Source organism: Anabaenopsis elenkinii CCIBt3563 (assembly GCF_015245355.1).
GTDB lineage: Bacteria > Cyanobacteriota > Cyanobacteriia > Cyanobacteriales > Nostocaceae > Anabaenopsis > Anabaenopsis elenkinii.
The window spans coordinates 1,612,552-1,630,636 of sequence record NZ_CP063311.1 but is presented as its reverse complement, the minus strand read 5'-3'; the positions used below and the strand labels follow the sequence as shown (position 1 = coordinate 1,630,636).

Genomic DNA, 18,085 nt, shown 5'->3' with positions numbered 1-18,085 from the left:
CCGTAACAATAGAATAAACTCAGATGCTTCCTTAATGTCTAATGGTCAAAACCTATATATCTCATGGATTTTTCTAATCTCACTTCCCAGCTGAATGCTGGAACGATTTTGCCAGAGGGGATTGTAATTGTCACCCTCTTAGGGGTTTTGATTGTTGATTTGATTTTGGGACGTAGCTCCTCACGCTGGATTGGATATGTGGCGATCGCGGGTTTAGTGGCTGCGGTTGGCGCTCTCTATCTTCAATGGGATGCTACTAATCCCATTTCCTTTACCGGTAGCTTTATTGGTGATGACCTGAGTATTGTTTTTCGCGGTATTATTGCCTTATCTGCTGCGGTAACTATATTGATGTCAATTCGCTACATTGAGCAAAGTGGTACTCCTCTAGCAGAATTTATTGCTATTTTGCTCACTGCTACCCTGGGAGGGATGTTTTTATCCGGTGCTAGTGAGTTGGTGATGATTTTCATCTCACTGGAAACCCTCAGTATTTCCTCTTACCTACTCACAGGTTATACTAAGCGCGACCCCCGCTCTAACGAAGCTGCGCTGAAATACCTGTTGATTGGAGCCTCCAGTACAGCAATATTTTTATACGGTGTTTCCCTGCTGTATGGTCTATCCGGTGGACAAACAGAATTAGGGGCGATTTCTAATGGTATTGCTGCGGCAAACGTTGGTCAGTCTTTAGGTTTGGTAATTGCCCTAATTTTCGTGATTGCCGGTATCGGCTTTAAAATCTCCGCCGCACCCTTTCACCAGTGGACCCCAGACGTTTACGAAGGCGCTCCCACCCCGGTGATTGCTTTTTTATCGGTGGGTTCCAAAGCCGCTGGGTTTGCCCTAGCCATTCGCTTGCTAACAACAGTCTTCCCCCTAGTTGCGGAGGAATGGAGATTTATTTTCACTGCCCTTGCAGTCCTAAGTATGGTATTGGGTAACGTAGTCGCCCTCGCCCAAACTAGCATGAAGCGGATGTTAGCTTATTCATCCATTGCTCAGGCTGGATTTGTGATGATTGGTATGATTGCGGGAACTGAAGCCGGATACGCCAGCATGGTATTTTACCTCATGGTGTATTTGTTCATGAACCTGTGCGGTTTTACCTGCGTGATTCTCTTCTCCCTACGGACAGGAACAGACCAAATTACCGAATACTCTGGCTTGTATCAAAAAGACCCACTGCTTACACTCGGGTTGAGTATATCTCTACTTTCCTTGGGTGGTATTCCGCCATTAGCTGGGTTTTTTGGGAAGATTTACCTGTTCTGGGCTGGTTGGCAAGCTGGACTTTACTGGTTAGTTTTACTGGGCTTAGTTACTAGTGTTGTCTCCATCTATTACTACATTCGCGTGGTCAAAATGATGGTAGTCAAAGAACCCCAGGAAATGTCAGAGGTAGTCAAAAATTATCCAGCAGTACAGTGGAACTTACCAGGATTTAGACCTTTGCAAGTGGGACTAATAGTAACTTTAATTGCTACTTCCATCGCGGGGATTTTGTCCAATCCACTATTTACACTGGCTAACAACTCTATCTCTAATACTGCAATGCTACAAGCAACAGCGGTGGAGAAAAACCAGGTCAGTATAATCTCAACACCAGAACTAGAAGAGTTGTAGATTGGATGTTGCAACTTTAGGGGGTGCAAGACACTAGCACCCCTGCTGAATTATGTTAAATTTGTGTCAAAGCCATCATTAGGGCTACAGTACTTTTGGATATTGCTTAAATGTCTATGACTACGCCACAACCAGCACCCCAACCCCTCCCCACCGGGAGTTTGACTATGCCTAGCTGGTTACGCCGCTCTATTGGCAGGGCTAGTGAGCTTTCTACTGTACAACGGATTATTAAGCAACGGCAAATTCATACAATTTGTGAAGAGGGACGATGCCCCAACCGAGGAGAATGCTATGGTCAAAAAACTGCCACTTTCTTACTATTAGGGCCTGTCTGTACCCGATCTTGTGCTTTTTGTCAAGTAGATAAGGGTCATGCCCCCATGCCTATTGACCCAGAGGAACCGCAAAAAGTAGCTGAAGCTGTGCAGCTATTGGGATTACGTTATGTGGTTCTGACCTCTGTAGCCCGTGATGATTTACCAGACCAGGGAGCGGGGCATTTTGTCAAGACAATAGATAATATTCGCCTGTTAAATCCAGAAACTCAAATCGAAGTGCTAACACCAGATTTTTGGGGCGGCGCTGGTGCAGGAGAATCAGGACAAAGAGCAAGAATAGCCGCAATTGTCACCGCTAAACCGGCTTGTTTTAATCACAATGTGGAGACGGTACGGCGGTTAACAGGTCCGGTACGTCGGGGTGCTAAGTACGATCGCTCCCTGGGTGTACTGGCTATGGTGAAAGAAATTGATCCTACTATCCCCACTAAGTCCGGTTTAATGCTCGGACATGGAGAAACTAGGGAAGAAGTTATAGAAACCATGGTAGATTTAAGGGCAGTAGGATGCGATCGCCTCACTATCGGCCAATATATGCGTCCTTCCTTAGAACATTTGCCAGTGCAAAAATACTGGACACCAGAAGAATTTGATGCACTATCGCAGGTAGCACGGGAAATGGGATTTAACCACGTCCGCTGTGGTCCTTTGGTGCGTAGCTCTTACCATGCTGGTGAGGAAGGTTGACACAAATATTTTTAAAGAATTTTGGTTTTTTGGTACAGCTGTTTGGTATTTCTGAATAAAGTCAAAAAAGAAGGAGAACGACTGATGGCTAAAGTTCAAAATTCCCCCGTTCCAGCAACAGGTGCTAAACCCCCCTACACCTTCCGTGCGGCCTGGGCCTTGCTGTTATTAGCTGTTAACTTCTTAGTTGCAGCTTATTATTTCCACATCATTGAATAATTAGAAGTGGAAGGTGCTGCTTAAATCGTACCTTTAAATAAACCTTTTGGGCGAATGAGCAGCACCAAAATCATCATTAACAGTGCTATACCTTGTTTATACTGTGAACCAATCCATAAAGTGCTCAGTTCTTGGGCAATACCAATAATAAAGGCGGCGGCGATCGCACCGTAGGGGTTACCAATACCACCTAAAATCACGGAAGCGAATAAGGGTAAAATCAAAAACCAGCCCATATTGGGACGTACAGCTGTAATCAAGCCATACATACTCCCACCCAAAGAGGTAAATATCCCCGCAATAATCCAAGTCCAGAGGATGACTTGCTCGACATTAATCCCCGAAACTCTGGCTAAGTCTAAATCATCAGCAACCGCACGCATGGCTTTACCAATTTTGGTATTTTGCAGCAGATAGTGCAACGCGAAAATTGCCACCACTGCTAACCCGAATACCAGCAATTGATTTTGGGGTATCCTGATGCCAAAAATATTCAAAGCAGTGGTAACGGGTAAATTGTAATTTTGGTTCTGGCCGCCCCAGATAAAAATAATACCATTGCGCAGGAATAAAGCCAGCCCAATGGAAATAATAATTAAGGTTGTGGAGGTAGCACGAATAGAGCGCATTCTTGCCCATAACAACTTTTCTGAGAGCAGCATTGCTACTACTGTTCCCGCGGCCGCCAGAATCATGGATAGCCAAATATTCATACCACCGGTATTGAGTAACAGGGTCAAATAGGCAGAGAGAGTAAGAAAATCACCGTGAGCAAAATTAGATAACCGTAAAATACCATAGGTCAGGGTCAATCCCACCGCGGCCAGGGCGATAATGCTACCTACCGCTATACCATTAACAATTAGTTGAACAATTTGTATATCCATAAGTTTGATGTTTTCGGTGGGTGTTAAACCCATATATATATCCCCTAGAATAGAATTAATTGGGTGCTATAGGGTTGGGAGCAGATTTGAAAATCATGTTGACAGAAAAATTTGAGCAGTTAAAAGTTTTATTTAGGGAAATGGAGATGGCTCTAATTGCCTACTCTGGGGGGATTGATAGCACTTTGGTGGCCAAGATTGCTTATGATGTATTGGGCGATCGCGCTTTAGCTGTCACAGCTGTTTCTCCTTCCCTGTTACCAGAAGAACTAGAAGATGCGAAAATTCAAGCTGCAACCATAGGGATTCCCCATAGGATAGTCCAAACTCATGAAATGGACAATCCCAATTACACCTCTAACCCTGTCAACCGTTGTTATTTTTGCAAAAGTGAATTGCATGATACCCTAAAACCCTTAGCAGAGGAGTTAGGTTATCCCTATGTAGTAGATGGGGTGAATGCTGATGACTTACAGGACTATCGCCCAGGAATTCAAGCAGCTAAAGAAAGAGGTGCGCGATCGCCTTTAGCAGAGGTCGGTGTGAGTAAAGCCGAAGTCCGTCAACTTTCACAACAACTTGGTTTACCCTGGTGGGATAAACCCGCTCAACCTTGTCTGAGTTCTCGCTTTCCCTACGGTGAAGAGATTACCATAGCCAAGTTACAAAGAGTAGGTAGGGCAGAAATTTATCTGCGAAAACTGGGTTGGGAGAATTTGCGCGTGCGTTCTGAAGGTGATACCGCCAGAATTGAATTATTACCAGCAAATATCAAAGATTTTATCTTGACTACCGACTTACAGTCCCTAGTTTGTACATTTCAGGAATTAGGATTTATCTATGTCACTCTAGATTTAGAAGGATACCGCAGCGGTAAATTAAATCAACATCTCCCCCTTCAATCACTAAACCGATAAAGACTCCCCATCACATAATCCTGATTAATTTCACAAGAAATCCATCGGCGTTCCCAAGTTTCAGCTACAAACCCAGTGGTGTTAGAACCTGCAAAGGGGTCTAACACCATATCACCCTCATCAGTTAAAAACTTGATGAAAAATTCAGCGAACTTGAGAGGAAACCGCGCGGGGTGGGGTTTAATCCCTTCTGCTTTACAACGCCGTAAATAAGCGCTATTGGATTCAGTATTGGCAATTTCTAATAAATTTGGGGGAATTGCGCCCTGGTTATCCTTCTGAAACTTATCCGAAATATCATGACCACTGGGGCGCATTTGAGCTTTATAGCCATTTTTGAGCAGGTGTTTCATACTGTGGCTATATGGTTTTAAAACTTTGCGATTATCGGCCTTAGGATTTGGTGTTTTTGACAACCACCAAACTACATTTACCGAGTCTTTTACACGCACTCGTCTGATTGTCACCCACTCAGCAGGAGTGGGTAATCTTGCTGGATTGTAGTGATATAATTCTTGGGCTAGAAAAAAGCCCATTTCTTTGCACAGTTTTACTAAAAGTTCATATTGGTAGATACTTCGGACTGGATGACCACGCAGGTAAGCGCCGCCCAAGTCTAAAATTAATGAGCCATCATCACTTAAAACCCTTTTAAACTCCTCGGCGAAAGGTAAAAACCATTCAAGATATTTTTCCGGAGTTTGATTACCATATGCTTTTTGACGTGTGAGAGCGAATGGCGGTGAAGTGAGGATAAGATTAATACTATTGGGTGCTATGGATCTTAATAGCTGTAAGCTATCTCCTAAATATGCTTTTCCCCACTGTTGGGTGTAATAAGGATTTAAGGGCATATCTTCTGATAGTAGAGCCTCATCACCACTGAAAAAATTATTCATAAAAATATCTCGGCAACTGACTAAATTTGTTCTAAGTGTATAACTTACAACTAAGATTATTTGCCAGAATGGCGGAATTTAACTAATTTTCGAGATTATCCTGTTATATATTCCTAGAACCAGAAGTTAGATTATAGGTCTACTAATTATATATATCAAGCAACTTTCCATGTTTCGACAACCTGCTGTTGGCATCATTATAAGTGTGCTTGTCCTGGGAAGTGGATTAATGAATACCTCCATAAGAGCTCACAATTCTACAGAGCAGACTAATGCTGGTCAACCTTTGTTAATTCCTCCGAGTCAGGTGGCAATGTTAAGTACTACTACTAGTATTCAAACCAATGCACTAGAGAAATCAGTTTTTGACGAAATTAACCAATATCGAGTGTCTCAGAATCTGCCAAAGTTGAGGCTAAATACACATATTACTCAACAGGCGAGGATTCATAGCCAAAACATGGCTAATGGTAAAGTCCCGTTTAGCCATGAGGGATTTGAAGAGCGGGTCACCGCCATTCCCCTAAAGTATAATAACGCCTCAGAGAATCTAGCCTTAAATAAAGGATATAGTAATCCAGTCGGCGAAGCCATTACCGGGTGGCTCAAAAGTCCGCAACACTTGCAGAATATTCGTGGCGACTACGACCTCACCGGAATTGGTGTTGCTACCAATCAGGAAGGGGAAGTTTACCTAACTCAAATTTTTATTCGCAGTAGATAGATTGATTTACACCGATGTTGGCAGCATAATTAATGTAGTGTCTGATAGTTTTTTTCTCAGACACATTACATTTATATTTGGGTAGTTCATGACATTACAAGATTTTCAAATCAGCGATAGCCTACGCGGCGCAGCCATAGGTGACTTGACTGAGGCTGCTTTGGCTGAGTATTTAAAATCCGATGCGATCGCTGTGGATACTGAAACTATGGGATTATTACCACAGCGCGATCGCCTCTGTCTAGTTCAGCTATGTAATCTTCAGGGACAAGTTACGGTAATTGGTATCACCAAAGGCCAAACCGAAGCCCCAAATTTAAAGATACTTTTGGAAGCGGTCAACGTGGTGAAAGTTTTCCACTTCGCCCGCTTTGATATTGCGGCTTTGCGTTATCATCTGGGGATTCAAGTTAAACCTGTATTTTGTACCAAAATTGCCAGTAAGCTAGCTCGTACCTACACCAATCGTCACGGACTCAAAGATGTAGTCCAGGAATTAGAACATATAGAATTAGATAAAAGCTCTCAGAGTTCCGATTGGGGTAACGCTGCTAATTTGTCAGAGGCTCAACTCAATTATGCTGCTAATGATGTCCGCTACCTACTGAGTGTACAGCAAAAACTTACAGCGATACTCAAACGGGAAGAACGGTGGGAAATTGCTCAAGAATGTTTTCAAGTTTTACCGACCCTTGTTACCTTAGATTTATTACAATTTAAAGATTTATTTGAACATTGATTTACAAGTTAATTGAATTAATCCTATGAGTTATTTATCTGTGGAAATAATATGTAAATCTATATTTCTATTTCTAGTTAAGTCTATCATTTGTTGAGTAAAAGACTTTTGAAACCATGTTTGCCAACGCGGCTGCTTAGTTTCACCAATAATAATTTGTGTAATATGATAGTTTGTTGCTACTTGAGAAATTTCTTGAGCAACATTTTGGCTTTTAATATGTAGAAACTCTCCGCCAAAATCTTGGCATAAATGCTCACAGGTATCTAGATGTAAAGTTTCTTCCTTAGTCAGGAATCGTTCAGGATTGGCCACAAACACACCATACAGTCGAGCATTCATATAGTGAGCAATCCGTGCGCCTCGGCGTAATAATTGCACAGAACCAGGATAAGTAGATACACATACTAACACCCGTTCTTGAATGTTGTAATTGGGTTGTAAAAAGTTGGCAGTATTTGCTTGTTCTTCTACGGTATCTGCTACTTCTCTTAATGCTAGTTCCCTTAAAGCAATCAGATTACGACGCCGAAAAAAGTTTTTCAGAGACTGGTCAATTTTTTCAGCCGCGTAAATTTTACCTTCTTCTAAGCGCTCTTCTAAAGTTTGTGGTGTCACATCAATAACCACAACAGCATCAGCCTCATCTAACACATAATCAGGAATGCGCTCTCGCACCACAACACCTGTAATTCTGGCGACTAAATCATTCAAACTTTCCAAATGTTGAATATTAACAGTGGAATAAACATCTATTCCCGCTGCTAAAATGACTTCTACATCCTGATAGCGTTTTTTTCTTGGGGAACCAGGGGCGTTAGTATGAGCGAGTTCATCCACTAAAACGAGTTGAGGGGAACGTTGCACAATTGCATCTGTATCTATTTCCTGTAGAGTAACGTTCTGGTGGATAAAAGCTTTTTGGGGAATTACCTCTATTCCCGCAGCTTTCATGGCGGTTTCTTTGCGTCCATGAGTTTCTAAGATCCCGATCACTACATCAATTCCATCTTGCTTGAGTTGATGTGCTTCCTCAAGCATTTTGTAAGTTTTACCGACACCGGGAGCCATACCAATAAAAATTTTATGCTTCCCACGTCGGGGGGGGAGAAGATGAATATGATCAGAGGAATCAAACATAAATACAAACACAAGTAAGATAGTTAAAATTTCTCTGGTTGAAAAATGACAACAAACAAATACATACTGACGCCAAAAGTTGCTAGTCCTAAAAGAGTAATTGCGTAGGATGCAGAGCGTGATATTGCTTCAGGGGTGGCGGCGTAAAGGATTTGTGCTAGGAATAAGTTCAGGATGAGTGAGACCAAGAGGGTAAGAGAAAGGGTAAGAGATAGATTTTTCATGATTAAAACCCAAAGGGGCGGGGAGTGTGGCATTATGCTAGTCCTATGGTTGTGATCAAAAGGTCTATGATTTTGATGGCAATAAAGGGTGTGATAACGCCGCCCAGTCCGTAGATGAATATGTTCCGTTGTAGAAGTTGGTCGGCGGTGAGTGGTCGGAATTTAACGCCAGTTAGTGCTAGGGGAATGAGGGCGGGAATGATTAAAGCATTGTAAATTAAGGCTGAGAGAATGGCAGACTGGGTACTGGTTAAAGCCATAATATTGAGAGCGCCAACACCAATACCAGCGAAGATAGCCGGGAGGATGGCGAAGTATTTGGCGATATCGTTGGTAATGGAAAAGGTGGTCAGTGCGCCACGGGTAATCAGCAATTGTTTACCAATAGTGACAAGATCAATTAACTTGGTGGGGTCAGAATCTAGGTCTACCATGTTAGCGGCTTCTTTGGCTGCTTGAGTACCTGTATTCATTGCTACACCAATATTGGCTTGAGCTAAGGCGGGAGCATCGTTGGTGCCATCTCCGGTCATGGCTACAAGTTTTCCTTGGGCTTGTTCACTCTGAATAACTGTAATTTTGTCTTCGGGGGTGGCTTCGGCGATGAAGTCATCAACTCCGGCTTCTTGGGCAATTACAGATGCGGTCATGTGGTTATCACCTGTGAGCATGATGGTTTTAATGCCCATGCGTCGCATTTGGTCGAATCGTTCCCGAATCCCCGGTTTAATTATATCTTTGAGATAAATTACACCATACATCTCATTGTTTTTACAGAGGGCTAGGGGAGTGCCACCTAGTTGGGAGACTCTTTGAAACGCCGTGTCAAGCTCAGGTGTTAAATCTCCATTGCGAGACCTGACAAATCCTTTAATGGCATTGACTGCACCTTTGCGAATTTCTACGCCGTTAGATAAGTTAGTGCCACTCATGCGAGTTCTGGCGGAAAATTCGATACTTTCGGCTTGTTGGGGGTCAAAATCTAATTTTGCGCCTAATTTCTCTGCGAGTTTGACAATTGACTTACCTTCTGGTGTTTGATCCAAGATACTGGATGCTAGGGCAACTTGGGCTACCTCTACCATGGAATGACCATTGACGGGAATAAATTCTTCTGCTAGGCGGTTTCCCAAAGTAATCGTACCAGTTTTGTCTAAGATCAGGGTGTTAATATCCCCGCAAGCTTCAACTGCACGCCCGGAAGTGGCAATCACATTAAACTGAGCCACTCTATCCATTCCTGCAATGCCGATCGCACTTAACAAGCCGCCGATGGTGGTGGGAATTAGGGCTACTAATAAGGCTATGAGTACGGCAATACTCAGGGGTGAGTTGAGGTAAAATGACACTGTAGGTAGTGTGGCAATTACCACTAAAAATACTTGGGTGAGCACTGCCAGTAAAACTGTCAAGGCGATTTCGTTAGGTGTTTTGCTGCGGGAAGCGCCTTCTACTAAACTAATCATGCGGTCAATAAAGCCTTGTCCGGGGTCGGTGGTGACTCGAATGATCAGCTCGTCGGAGACTATACGGGTTCCTCCGGTTACAGAACTGGCAATGTCTGAACTCGGTTCTTTTAATACTGGTGCTGATTCTCCTGTAATAGCTGATTCATCAACGGAGGCTACACCGCTAATTACTTCACCATCGGCGGGTATGACATCACCAGCGGCAACTTTGATTGTATCCCCTCGCCGTAAGGCTGTAGAATTTACCTCTTGAATAGAACCATCGGGGAGAATTTTTTGGGCTTTGGCTTCGGATTTTGCACAGCGCAAAGCATCCGCTTGGGCTTTACCTCGTCCTTCGGCTAAGGCTTCGGCAAAGTTAGCAAAGACAACGGTGGAGAATAAAATTAAGGTGATTATTGCGTTGAATAGTCGGGGATTTTGTCCTGGAGTTGGGCCAAATATATTCGGTGCAATTGTCATCAGTGCTGTGATGAGAGTACCCAACCAGACTAGGAACATGACTGGATTTTTGATCATGTTACGTGGGTACAGTTTGACAAATGCTTGCCGCAATGCTTGGGGGTAGAGTTGAGAGTGTGGGACTTGGGGTTTATGTCTGCGTTTTTTTCGCCGTCTTGTACTTGTTGCCATTTTTAGGTGAATGGGTGGAATTTTTGGTCAATTTCCTGCTACTAGTTGAAATGCTTCTGCTACCGGACCTAGGACTAGGGCGGGGAGGAAGGTGAGAGCGCCCAAGATTAAAATTACCCCCGCTGTAACTGCTGTGAATAGTTTGGTGTCGGTTCTCAGGGTTCCGGTGGTGATAGGGACTGGTTTTTTACCAGACATACTATCTGCTAAAAGTAACAGTGCCATGATAGGGATATAACGCCCGGCTAAGATACTGATACTTGTACTCAGGTTCCACCATAGGGTATGATCATTTAATCCTTCTAAACCAGAACCGTTGTTGGCCGCGGCGGAAGCGTATTCGTAAATTACCTGGGAAACTCCATGAAATCCAGGGTTACTAATACCGGAGAGGGTATTAGGAAAGGCAAAGACAATCGCCCAAGGAATGAGAATGGCGAAGGGGTGAACTAATAAGATGATGCTGGCTAAAACAATTTCTTTTTTTTCAATTTTTCTGCCTAAAAATTCTGGTGTTCTCCCTACCATTAAGCCTGTGAGAAATACTGTTAAAATTAAGTAGATGAATAGGTAAGCTGTACCGGTTCCCTGTCCTCCCCAAATTATTTGTAAGAACATATTAAAGAGGGTGACAAAACCCCCAGGAGGCATTAAGGAGTCGTGCATTCCGTTGACAGCACCGCACATTGTGGCTGTGGTCATGACCGCCCAGAGTGCAGTTTGCGCCCAACCAAATCTTACTTCTTTTCCTTCTAAGTTGGGTTGCTCTCCTCCTAAGAGGGAATTAACTAAGGGATTTCCTCCAAATTCCCCTACTGCTGTAATTCCTACTAAGAAGAGGAAAATGATCAATACCATCCAAAATACTAACCATGCTTGCTTACGGTTATTCATAAATATACCGTAGGTGTAAATTAGTGAGGTGGGTATGGCCATCATCGCCCACTGCTCTAATAAGTTGGAGAAGCCATTAGGATTTTCAAAGGGATGTGCTGAGTTGACAGCAAAGAAGCCACCACCGTTTTCTCCGAGTTCTTTAATAATTTCGTAGTGGGCCACTGGACCACGAGCTATTACTTGAGTTGCACCTTCTAAGGTGGTAATTGTTGCTGGTCTTGCTAAGGTTTCTGGTACACCAGCCAATAGCAATAATAAACCGCCAATTATTGATATGGGCAATAATATCTGGGTAATTGACCTGATGAGGTCACTGTAAAAGTTGCCTAACTGTCTGCCAGTTAAACCACGAATAAAGGCTATACTAACTGTTATCCCCGTACCGGCTGAGGTAAACATTAAAAAACCTAAAGCGAAGGTTTGACTGGCATAACTCCAGGTGGTTTCACCAGTATAATGCTGTTGGTTGGTGTTGGTAACAAAGGAAATGGTAGTATGTAATGCTAAATCCCAATTAGGGGCGCTTAATCCTGTGGGATTTAGGGGTAACCATCCTTGGAACATGAGGATTAAATAAACTAAAATCCCCATGAATAAATTGCTATAGAGCAACGCTTGGGTATATTGCCATCCTGTCATATTTTGCTGGTGACGCACCCCACTTAAGACATAAATTATTCTTTCTAAGGGATTAATTATGGGTTCGAGTAGTGTTTGTTCTCCCATGAAAACTTGTGCTATATACCTTCCTAATAATGGAGTTGTGCCTATGACTATGACCAGGGTCAATGCGATTTGTATCCATCCTTGTAACATGATTAAATAGGCTCCCAGTACATAATTTTCCCAGAAATTTTGAAGTTATAAGACAAGGTTACATATTCAGATACAATTGTTCTATGATTTGGTTAAATGTCAACATAACATAATATCTTCCGTCCTTTGAATATAACTGATTTCCCCAAAGAAGCAGAAAAATTAATTAATAACATCCTCTAATGACCATGACCGAAATTACAGCTAACTATGATGAAACATGGAAAGAAGTAATAGGAGATTATTTTGATTCCTTTCTCGCCTTCTTTTACCCAGAAATAAATCAAGAAATAGACTGGACTAAAACCCCCATTTCTCTCGATAAAGAATTAGAGCAGATTACCGCAACTGCGGACAGTAAAACCCGCCATGCTGATAAATTATTTCAGGTGTGGTTGTTAGATAATCAAGAAGTTTGGGTATTAATTCATGTAGAAGTACAAAGTCAATATGATAAAGAGTTTTCGCAACGAATGTTTATCTATAACTATCGGGCGTTTGATTTATATCAAAAACCAGTGATTAGTTTAGCTATACTAGGAGATGAAACGAAAAATTGGCTACCTAATTCTTACCGATATGGTTTAGGGAGTAGTCAACTAATCTTTAATTTTTCTAGTGTTAAGCTGCTCAATTATCAATGGGAGGAGTTAGAGCAAAGTAATAATATTTTTGCTATAGTGGTAATGGCACATTTAAAGACTAAAGCCACTAATAGCAACCTTTCAGCTAGGGAACAGTGGAAATGGAAGTTAGCTAGATTACTCTATGAAAGAGGTTATAACCGTAAAGAAATTGTTGATTTGTATAAAGTCATTGATTTAATGATGGCTTTATCTGGAGATTTGCAATTAAGTTTTGAGGAAAAATTAACTAATTATCAGGAGAAACTAAAAATGCCATTGTTAACGAACATTGAACAACGGACTATAGAAAAAACTCGGAAACAAGATATTATCAAACTGGTACAAGTACGGTTTGGTGACATTCCAGAAAATCTGGTTGCTAGTATTAATCAAATTAATGATACATCTTTTTTAGAAGAAATATTTGTATCAGCAATTAATGTTAGTTCTTTAGAAGAATTTACACAGCTTGTTAACTCCCATTTACCAGCAGCAGATTAATAGATGTAGGTTGGGTTAAGCGACGGCGTAACCCAACAATTAATAATATAGTTTACGCCAAAGAGGATGTTTGATAACTTTTCAACACCGAACACACCGAACACACAAAAAACAACAAAATCAAGTCCCCTCCCGTGACAAGGCTATCCATTACCCACATCTTTCTTAACATTGCTGGAAGGCAAACACAATAAAGGTTGTAGAGATGTGCATAGTGGGGAGGATTGACAAAAAAGAATAAGTATGGATATTGAGAAGACCCAACAGGTGATTGAGTTTTTGAATACAGGGGCGAGGGGCTACCCTCCGCCATAGGCGATCGCTAAATGTCAAGATAAGATGGGGAATCGGAGTGAAGTAATTGCCAAGTAGCAGCAATATCGTGTAAGCGTCGTAGCCCACGCCAAATGGTTTTCACACCCGGTTCACCATCACCTTTGCGACCCAAAAAACCACCAAGAGTGGCAATCATTCGCACAGCATCATGCAAAGAAGGTGGGTGGTCTGGAGGAATAGGATTTTTGTTGATAGTGGCACATAAGGACTGCCATTCACTGTTTTCCAAAACAACATCACAAGGTAAATCAGGATGAACTCGTGCTTGATAAGTAAGCCATAACAATCGCCAAGCGACAATAGTATAAGTGGCTAGTGCCATGTGAATTCGGTCAGCAGTTTCCAGTTGTAATTTCTCGATGCCACAGCCACTTTTTAATGTGTAATGATAACGTTCTATCAACCAACGGTAAGTGTACCATTGAACACAACATGCAGCATCTTCTAGACTGTTAATTTCTAAGCTAGTAATTAATAACCAACTAATGGGATTTGTTCCTGGAGGTGGATTTTCCTCTTCTGCCAAAATTACTTGTAACCTGACAGGTTTTAGCTGTAAACGTCCAATATGGTGTAATGGTACTTGAATATCAAAACTCGTGAACCTAATTGTCAGTCTCGCCTGTCTGGAACTATGTTCTGGAGAGCGTTTTACTTCTACAGTCACTGTTCCAGATGCTTCGATTTGACGAATGGCAAGATGTAGATATTTGCCACAATGGTCTACTTTACGATTATGAGTCCCACGAATTAGTAAGTGTGATTTTTCTCGACGTTGCTGGTTAAAAAGGTCAAATATATCCGCCTCTGAGTCACCTATTGTTACTACTTCAATTTCTGAGGGAATCAAATTTTGTGTAGTCTGCAACCCATCCAACCAACGTTGACTTTCTTTTTCTTTTGTCTCTCGTTGACGACGTTTTTTAGCAATACCTAAATTCTCTTGTTCTCTTGCCCATACTTGCTGCTCAATAATTCCTAACGGTACTCCATTACTTGTGGCTGCAAGTGTTGAATGTACTTTTAATCCTGATGATTTTCTGTGGTCAAGATAACCTACTCCTTTTGTGGCTGGGTGCGATGTTAAATCTATGTTTGTTGTATCTTGTATTGCCAATACTATCTCATGTTTTTTGATTCTTTCTATGGTGCTGGATGTGTGGGCAGCACGAATATCACCTGCTTGAAAATGTGGTGATTTCCAAAAATTATATGTTGCCTTTGTTGCTGCTATATTTCCACAAGCAAGTGGTACACTACTATCTGGTTGTGCTGCCAAATCTTCTACTATCCTGATTAACCGCTTGTTTCGACGTGCATCCCCTAAGTTTACCTGTGCCAATTCTTTCGCTGCCCACTTTTCCATGATACCATTACCCACTCTTCTCTTTCAAAACTATAGCCATCAAGGCTTTCACTCTGATGTTAAGTCTTTTGTCTAATTGTTAAGAAAGATGTGGGTAATGGATAGCGTGACAAGGGGAGGGTGAGGGTGGGTACAGTAAAAAATTTCAGCGATAATCTTGGCGTTGAACGTCACCTAGACGGGCCGCATCACGAATACCGTAGTCAGGACGGGTAAAGCGGTTTAACTGCGCCTCAAAAAAGTCTCGATTAGCTTGTAAATGCTCAGGGTCGGGGTCATCTAAAGGATAATGAAGGGCCGTGCGTAAGGCTTGAATCACCGCAGAGGTAACATTGTACATTGACCGTTGAAAACTAATTCCCAACTGAATCAACATATCATCCTCACCTCGACAATGTTGTTTGTATTCTTCCACTAAATATGGTGGTAAGAAGTGCAACATATCTTGCATTAACAGTGTTGGGGGAATACCTGCTGTACCAACGGGGAACACATCAGCATAAAGAATACCATAGTGAAAATCTGCTTGGTTATCTGGTATTTGGCGCGCCTGAGCATTATAAGATTTTGTCCCCCTGAAAGGTGCGGTACGATAAAAAACAGCTTCTACATAAGGTAAGGCTGCTTCATACAGCCAGACAAAGCCTTGAGATTTGGGGATAATTTCGTAGCATTCACCCCGGATATAAACATGATGGTAAATGGGACGATTGGCGACTGCAAAAATACCATTTACCAGAAAATTCATGGCCTCCGGGACTGTGGTAATTTTGCCTTCGTCATATAAATCTGACATTTCAAAAAACACAGGGGCCATAACTTCCCAGAATAGCCCCAAATTGGCATAGTAAGACATTTGGCGACATTGTTCTATAAACATATCTGGGAACAGTTTATAAAGCCCTAACATGAATGGGTTACCTTGAAAATAGGCTTTGATGGCTCTATCGGCGTTGGCTTTATACTCCGGTGTGTCTAAGTAAGGGTCAAATTTACCACCCATTCTTCTATGCCAAAACATAGCCCGCATACAGGCTTCGGCAAACTCCATATTAATGCGGTCATGGAATAGGTGATGTAATAATTTGGGCATTTTTATAGTTTCACCCTTCTCAATAAATGCCAAAAGTTCAGGGTGTGCGGTGGCCCGACCGCGCCAGACTCTCAATTCTGCATCGTCGCCGGCATAATGATTATGGAGTTCTAAGTATTCTTGAGGTAAGAAGTATTTAAAGAAGGGTAGGGGATTTAAAAATACTCGTTCGGCAATATACAGCAAGTTACGCCAGTAAAAATCCATCGGTACTGCATAGGCTTTATAAATACCGATGATTTGTTTTAAATTTTCTGGTGTATCGGGTAACATAGAACCACCAGCTTCCAGGCGATGAATCACATCAGCAAATTCATGTCGGGAAGGAGGTAGTTTATTTGTAGGTTTCTCTGGAGTTTGTACCATGATGATGGCCTCGCAATGATGATCGTCAAGGGTTGGTCAAAGATCAGAAGTGCTAATTATGGGGAATTTGAGCAACTATGGTTTTTTCTATGGGGGTAATTGCGGCTACCATGGCTGTGGTTGTAGTTTCGCTCCAACGGACTAACCAGGTGGGTTGTACACCCAAGAAGATAATTAGAGCTGCTAATACTAAGGCGGGAACTTTTTCTGACCACAAAACTTTGGGATAGTAAGCCAAATTATTATCCAGCTTGCCAAAACAGGTACGGTTGAGGAGTATGACGAAATACACCGCTGTTAAACCGCTAGATACTATACATAGTAGTGTGGGTATGGGAAAGACTGAGAAACTACCTTGAAATACAATAAATTCGGCTATAAATCCTGTTAAACCGGGAATACCCGCACTGGCCATACCACTGAGAACTAGTAGGGCGCTAATAAAGGGTAAACCGCGGATAGGACTCATTAATCCGTTGAGTTTTTCTAATTCCCTTGTACCAACTTTGACTTCTACTACCCCGACTAGGTGAAAAAGAATTGCCAGAATTAAACCATGGCTGAACATTTGAGCCACTGCACCCACTAGGGCTAAAGCTGTGCTAGAGGCGCTGGCTAACAAGATATAACCCATATGACCGATGGAGCTATACGCTACCATGCGTTTGATATCTTTTTGGGCGATCGCAATGACAGCGGCATAAATTGCACTAATAGCCCCCCAAAAAGCCAAGGTTGGTGCTACCACATTCCAAGCTTGGGGAAACATTCCCATCCCAAAGCGTAACAGTCCATAGGTTCCCAACTTAGCTAAAACGCCGCCTAATAAAATAGCAATGGGTGCTGAAGCTTCTACATAAGCATCAGGTAACCAAGTATGGAAGGGAACTAGAGGAATTTTAATTCCGAAGCCTAAGATTATTCCTCCTAGGAGGAGAAGTTGCGCAGATGGGGCGATATTTTGAATAGATAAACTATCCCAAGCAAAGCTAGTACCTCCACTGAGGAATACCATTCCTAGGAAGCTGGCTAAAATCAAAGCACCGGAAACAGCTGTGTAAATTAAGAACTTGATACCAGCATAAGTGCGTTTTTCCCCTCCCCAAATGGAAATTAAGAGGTAGAAGGGGATTAATTCTAGTTCGTAGAATAGGAAGAATAACAGCAGATTTTCTGCTAAGAATGCACCAGCAACACCCCCACTCACGAATAAAATCAGGGGGTAAAATAGTCGGGGGCGTTGAGTTTCTTTGTTACTGCTGTAAATGGCTATCCAGGTAAGTAAACTATTGAGTATCAACATTAAAATTGATAACCCATCAACTCCCAGTTGATAACTCAAACCCAAGGTTTCATTCCAGGGGAGATATTCTTGAAATTGCATTCCAGAGTTGCTGGGGTCGAATTTCACTAAAATCAACAAGTTCCAGCCTAAGACTATGGCGGCTATGGTTAAAGATACTAGGCGAATGCGACTAGGGGAAACCAGTTTATGAGGTAAAAAACCAATAATTACGGCGCTGATAATTGGTATCCAAATGAGAAAACTCAACATATGATATAGTCCCGATGTTTTCCT

16 protein-coding genes are annotated in these 18,085 nt (G+C 42.1%); 7 read left to right on the top strand and 9 right to left on the bottom strand.

From position 1 onward, the window contains the following. Positions 1-63: 63 nt before the first annotated feature. The 3 genes from IM676_RS07340 to psaX all read left to right on the top strand — a co-directional run bounded on the left by IM676_RS07340 (position 64) and on the right by psaX (position 2,873). Entirely contained in the window at positions 64-1,626 is a 1,563-nt protein-coding gene (locus IM676_RS07340) for an NAD(P)H-quinone oxidoreductase subunit N (protein ID WP_200989593.1), read from the top strand. A 116-nt stretch (positions 1,627-1,742) separates the two neighbouring features. Next, on the top strand, positions 1,743-2,654 hold the full coding sequence (gene lipA / locus IM676_RS07335) for a lipoyl synthase (protein ID WP_200989592.1): 912 nt from the start codon (positions 1,743-1,745) through the stop codon (positions 2,652-2,654). An 84-nt stretch (positions 2,655-2,738) separates the two neighbouring features. Continuing rightward, positions 2,739-2,873, top strand: coding sequence for a photosystem I protein PsaX (gene psaX / locus IM676_RS07330; protein ID WP_089090711.1), 135 nt, complete (start codon positions 2,739-2,741; stop codon positions 2,871-2,873). A gap of 20 nt (positions 2,874-2,893) precedes the next feature. On the opposite strand, the gene IM676_RS07325 is transcribed toward psaX, so the two are convergent. After that, positions 2,894-3,760: a branched-chain amino acid ABC transporter permease gene (locus tag IM676_RS07325; RefSeq protein WP_200990115.1), complete on the bottom strand. Its 867-nt coding sequence runs from the start codon at positions 3,758-3,760 to the stop codon at positions 2,894-2,896. Between the two features lie 95 nt (positions 3,761-3,855). On the opposite strand from IM676_RS07325, the gene larE reads away from it, so the two are divergent. After that, positions 3,856-4,677, top strand: coding sequence for an ATP-dependent sacrificial sulfur transferase LarE (larE, locus tag IM676_RS07320; RefSeq protein WP_200989591.1), 822 nt, complete (start codon positions 3,856-3,858; stop codon positions 4,675-4,677). Here the strand turns inward: larE and IM676_RS07315 are convergent. Then, positions 4,659-5,576, bottom strand: a complete 918-nt coding sequence (locus IM676_RS07315) for a DNA-methyltransferase (protein ID WP_200989590.1) — start codon at positions 5,574-5,576, stop codon at positions 4,659-4,661. The two genes, larE and IM676_RS07315, sit on opposite strands and share 19 nt — an antisense overlap. Positions 5,577-5,745: 169 nt before the next feature. Between IM676_RS07315 and IM676_RS07310 the strand changes: the two genes are divergently transcribed. Together IM676_RS07310 and IM676_RS07305 are read left to right on the top strand one after the other, a co-directional pair. Next, positions 5,746-6,300, top strand: coding sequence for a CAP domain-containing protein (locus IM676_RS07310; RefSeq protein WP_200989589.1), 555 nt, complete (start codon positions 5,746-5,748; stop codon positions 6,298-6,300). A gap of 88 nt (positions 6,301-6,388) precedes the next feature. Beyond that, a complete protein-coding gene (locus IM676_RS07305; RefSeq protein WP_200989588.1) occupies positions 6,389-7,039 on the top strand; it encodes a ribonuclease D in 651 nt (216 codons plus the stop codon). Positions 7,040-7,069: 30 nt separating this feature from the next. Here IM676_RS07305 and IM676_RS07300 read toward each other — a convergent pair whose 3' ends face one another. The 4 genes from IM676_RS07300 to kdpA are packed head-to-tail and all read right to left on the bottom strand — an operon-like array spanning position 7,070 to position 12,218. Continuing rightward, positions 7,070-8,179 (bottom strand): sensor protein KdpD, encoded by a 1,110-nt coding sequence (locus IM676_RS07300; RefSeq protein ID WP_200989587.1) that lies wholly within the window; start codon positions 8,177-8,179, stop codon positions 7,070-7,072. Between the two features lie 23 nt (positions 8,180-8,202). Further along, a complete protein-coding gene (locus IM676_RS07295; RefSeq protein WP_200989586.1) occupies positions 8,203-8,403 on the bottom strand; it encodes a potassium-transporting ATPase subunit F in 201 nt (66 codons plus the stop codon). A gap of 32 nt (positions 8,404-8,435) precedes the next feature. Next, positions 8,436-10,505: a potassium-transporting ATPase subunit KdpB gene (kdpB, locus tag IM676_RS07290; RefSeq protein ID WP_200989585.1), complete on the bottom strand. Its 2,070-nt coding sequence runs from the start codon at positions 10,503-10,505 to the stop codon at positions 8,436-8,438. A 27-nt stretch (positions 10,506-10,532) separates the two neighbouring features. After that, positions 10,533-12,218 (bottom strand): potassium-transporting ATPase subunit KdpA, encoded by a 1,686-nt coding sequence (kdpA, locus tag IM676_RS07285; RefSeq protein WP_200989584.1) that lies wholly within the window; start codon positions 12,216-12,218, stop codon positions 10,533-10,535. A gap of 188 nt (positions 12,219-12,406) precedes the next feature. Between kdpA and IM676_RS07280 the strand changes: the two genes are divergently transcribed. Beyond that, positions 12,407-13,345 carry an RpnC/YadD family protein gene (locus IM676_RS07280; RefSeq protein WP_200989583.1) on the top strand — a complete coding sequence of 313 codons (939 nt, stop codon included), beginning with the start codon at positions 12,407-12,409 and terminating at the stop codon, positions 13,343-13,345. Between the two features lie 322 nt (positions 13,346-13,667). Here the strand turns inward: IM676_RS07280 and IM676_RS07275 are convergent, their stop codons facing one another. The 3 genes from IM676_RS07275 to IM676_RS07265 form a co-directional block, all read right to left on the bottom strand. Beyond that, a complete protein-coding gene (locus IM676_RS07275; RefSeq protein ID WP_200986960.1) occupies positions 13,668-15,047 on the bottom strand; it encodes an IS4 family transposase in 1,380 nt (459 codons plus the stop codon). Between the two features lie 145 nt (positions 15,048-15,192). Next, entirely contained in the window at positions 15,193-16,506 is a 1,314-nt protein-coding gene (locus tag IM676_RS07270) for a CO2 hydration protein (RefSeq protein WP_200989582.1), read from the bottom strand. 52 nt (positions 16,507-16,558) lie between these two features. After that, the gene (locus IM676_RS07265; protein ID WP_200989581.1) at positions 16,559-18,061 is read right to left on the bottom strand and encodes an NADH-quinone oxidoreductase subunit M; all 1,503 of its coding nucleotides are present in this window, start codon (positions 18,059-18,061) and stop codon (positions 16,559-16,561) included. Positions 18,062-18,085 lie beyond the last annotated feature (24 nt).

Bases quoted from the DNA above. Each gene is read 5' to 3' on its own strand.
- IM676_RS07340 (WP_200989593.1), top strand. From the start codon at position 64: ATGGATTTTTCTAATCTCACTTCCCAGCTGAATGCTGGAACGATTTTG.
- lipA (WP_200989592.1), top strand. From the start codon at position 1,743: ATGACTACGCCACAACCAGCACCCCAACCCCTCCCCACCGGGAGTTTG.
- psaX (WP_089090711.1), top strand. From the start codon at position 2,739: ATGGCTAAAGTTCAAAATTCCCCCGTTCCAGCAACAGGTGCTAAACCC.
- IM676_RS07325 (WP_200990115.1), bottom strand. From the start codon at position 3,760: ATGGATATACAAATTGTTCAACTAATTGTTAATGGTATAGCGGTAGGT.
- larE (WP_200989591.1), top strand. From the start codon at position 3,856: ATGTTGACAGAAAAATTTGAGCAGTTAAAAGTTTTATTTAGGGAAATG.
- IM676_RS07315 (WP_200989590.1), bottom strand. From the start codon at position 5,576: ATGAATAATTTTTTCAGTGGTGATGAGGCTCTACTATCAGAAGATATG.
- IM676_RS07310 (WP_200989589.1), top strand. From the start codon at position 5,746: ATGTTTCGACAACCTGCTGTTGGCATCATTATAAGTGTGCTTGTCCTG.
- IM676_RS07305 (WP_200989588.1), top strand. From the start codon at position 6,389: ATGACATTACAAGATTTTCAAATCAGCGATAGCCTACGCGGCGCAGCC.
- IM676_RS07300 (WP_200989587.1), bottom strand. From the start codon at position 8,179: ATGTTTGATTCCTCTGATCATATTCATCTTCTCCCCCCCCGACGTGGG.
- IM676_RS07295 (WP_200989586.1), bottom strand. From the start codon at position 8,403: ATGAAAAATCTATCTCTTACCCTTTCTCTTACCCTCTTGGTCTCACTC.
- kdpB (WP_200989585.1), bottom strand. From the start codon at position 10,505: ATGGCAACAAGTACAAGACGGCGAAAAAAACGCAGACATAAACCCCAA.
- kdpA (WP_200989584.1), bottom strand. From the start codon at position 12,218: ATGTTACAAGGATGGATACAAATCGCATTGACCCTGGTCATAGTCATA.
- IM676_RS07280 (WP_200989583.1), top strand. From the start codon at position 12,407: ATGACCGAAATTACAGCTAACTATGATGAAACATGGAAAGAAGTAATA.
- IM676_RS07275 (WP_200986960.1), bottom strand. From the start codon at position 15,047: ATGGAAAAGTGGGCAGCGAAAGAATTGGCACAGGTAAACTTAGGGGAT.
- IM676_RS07270 (WP_200989582.1), bottom strand. From the start codon at position 16,506: ATGGTACAAACTCCAGAGAAACCTACAAATAAACTACCTCCTTCCCGA.
- IM676_RS07265 (WP_200989581.1), bottom strand. From the start codon at position 18,061: ATGTTGAGTTTTCTCATTTGGATACCAATTATCAGCGCCGTAATTATT.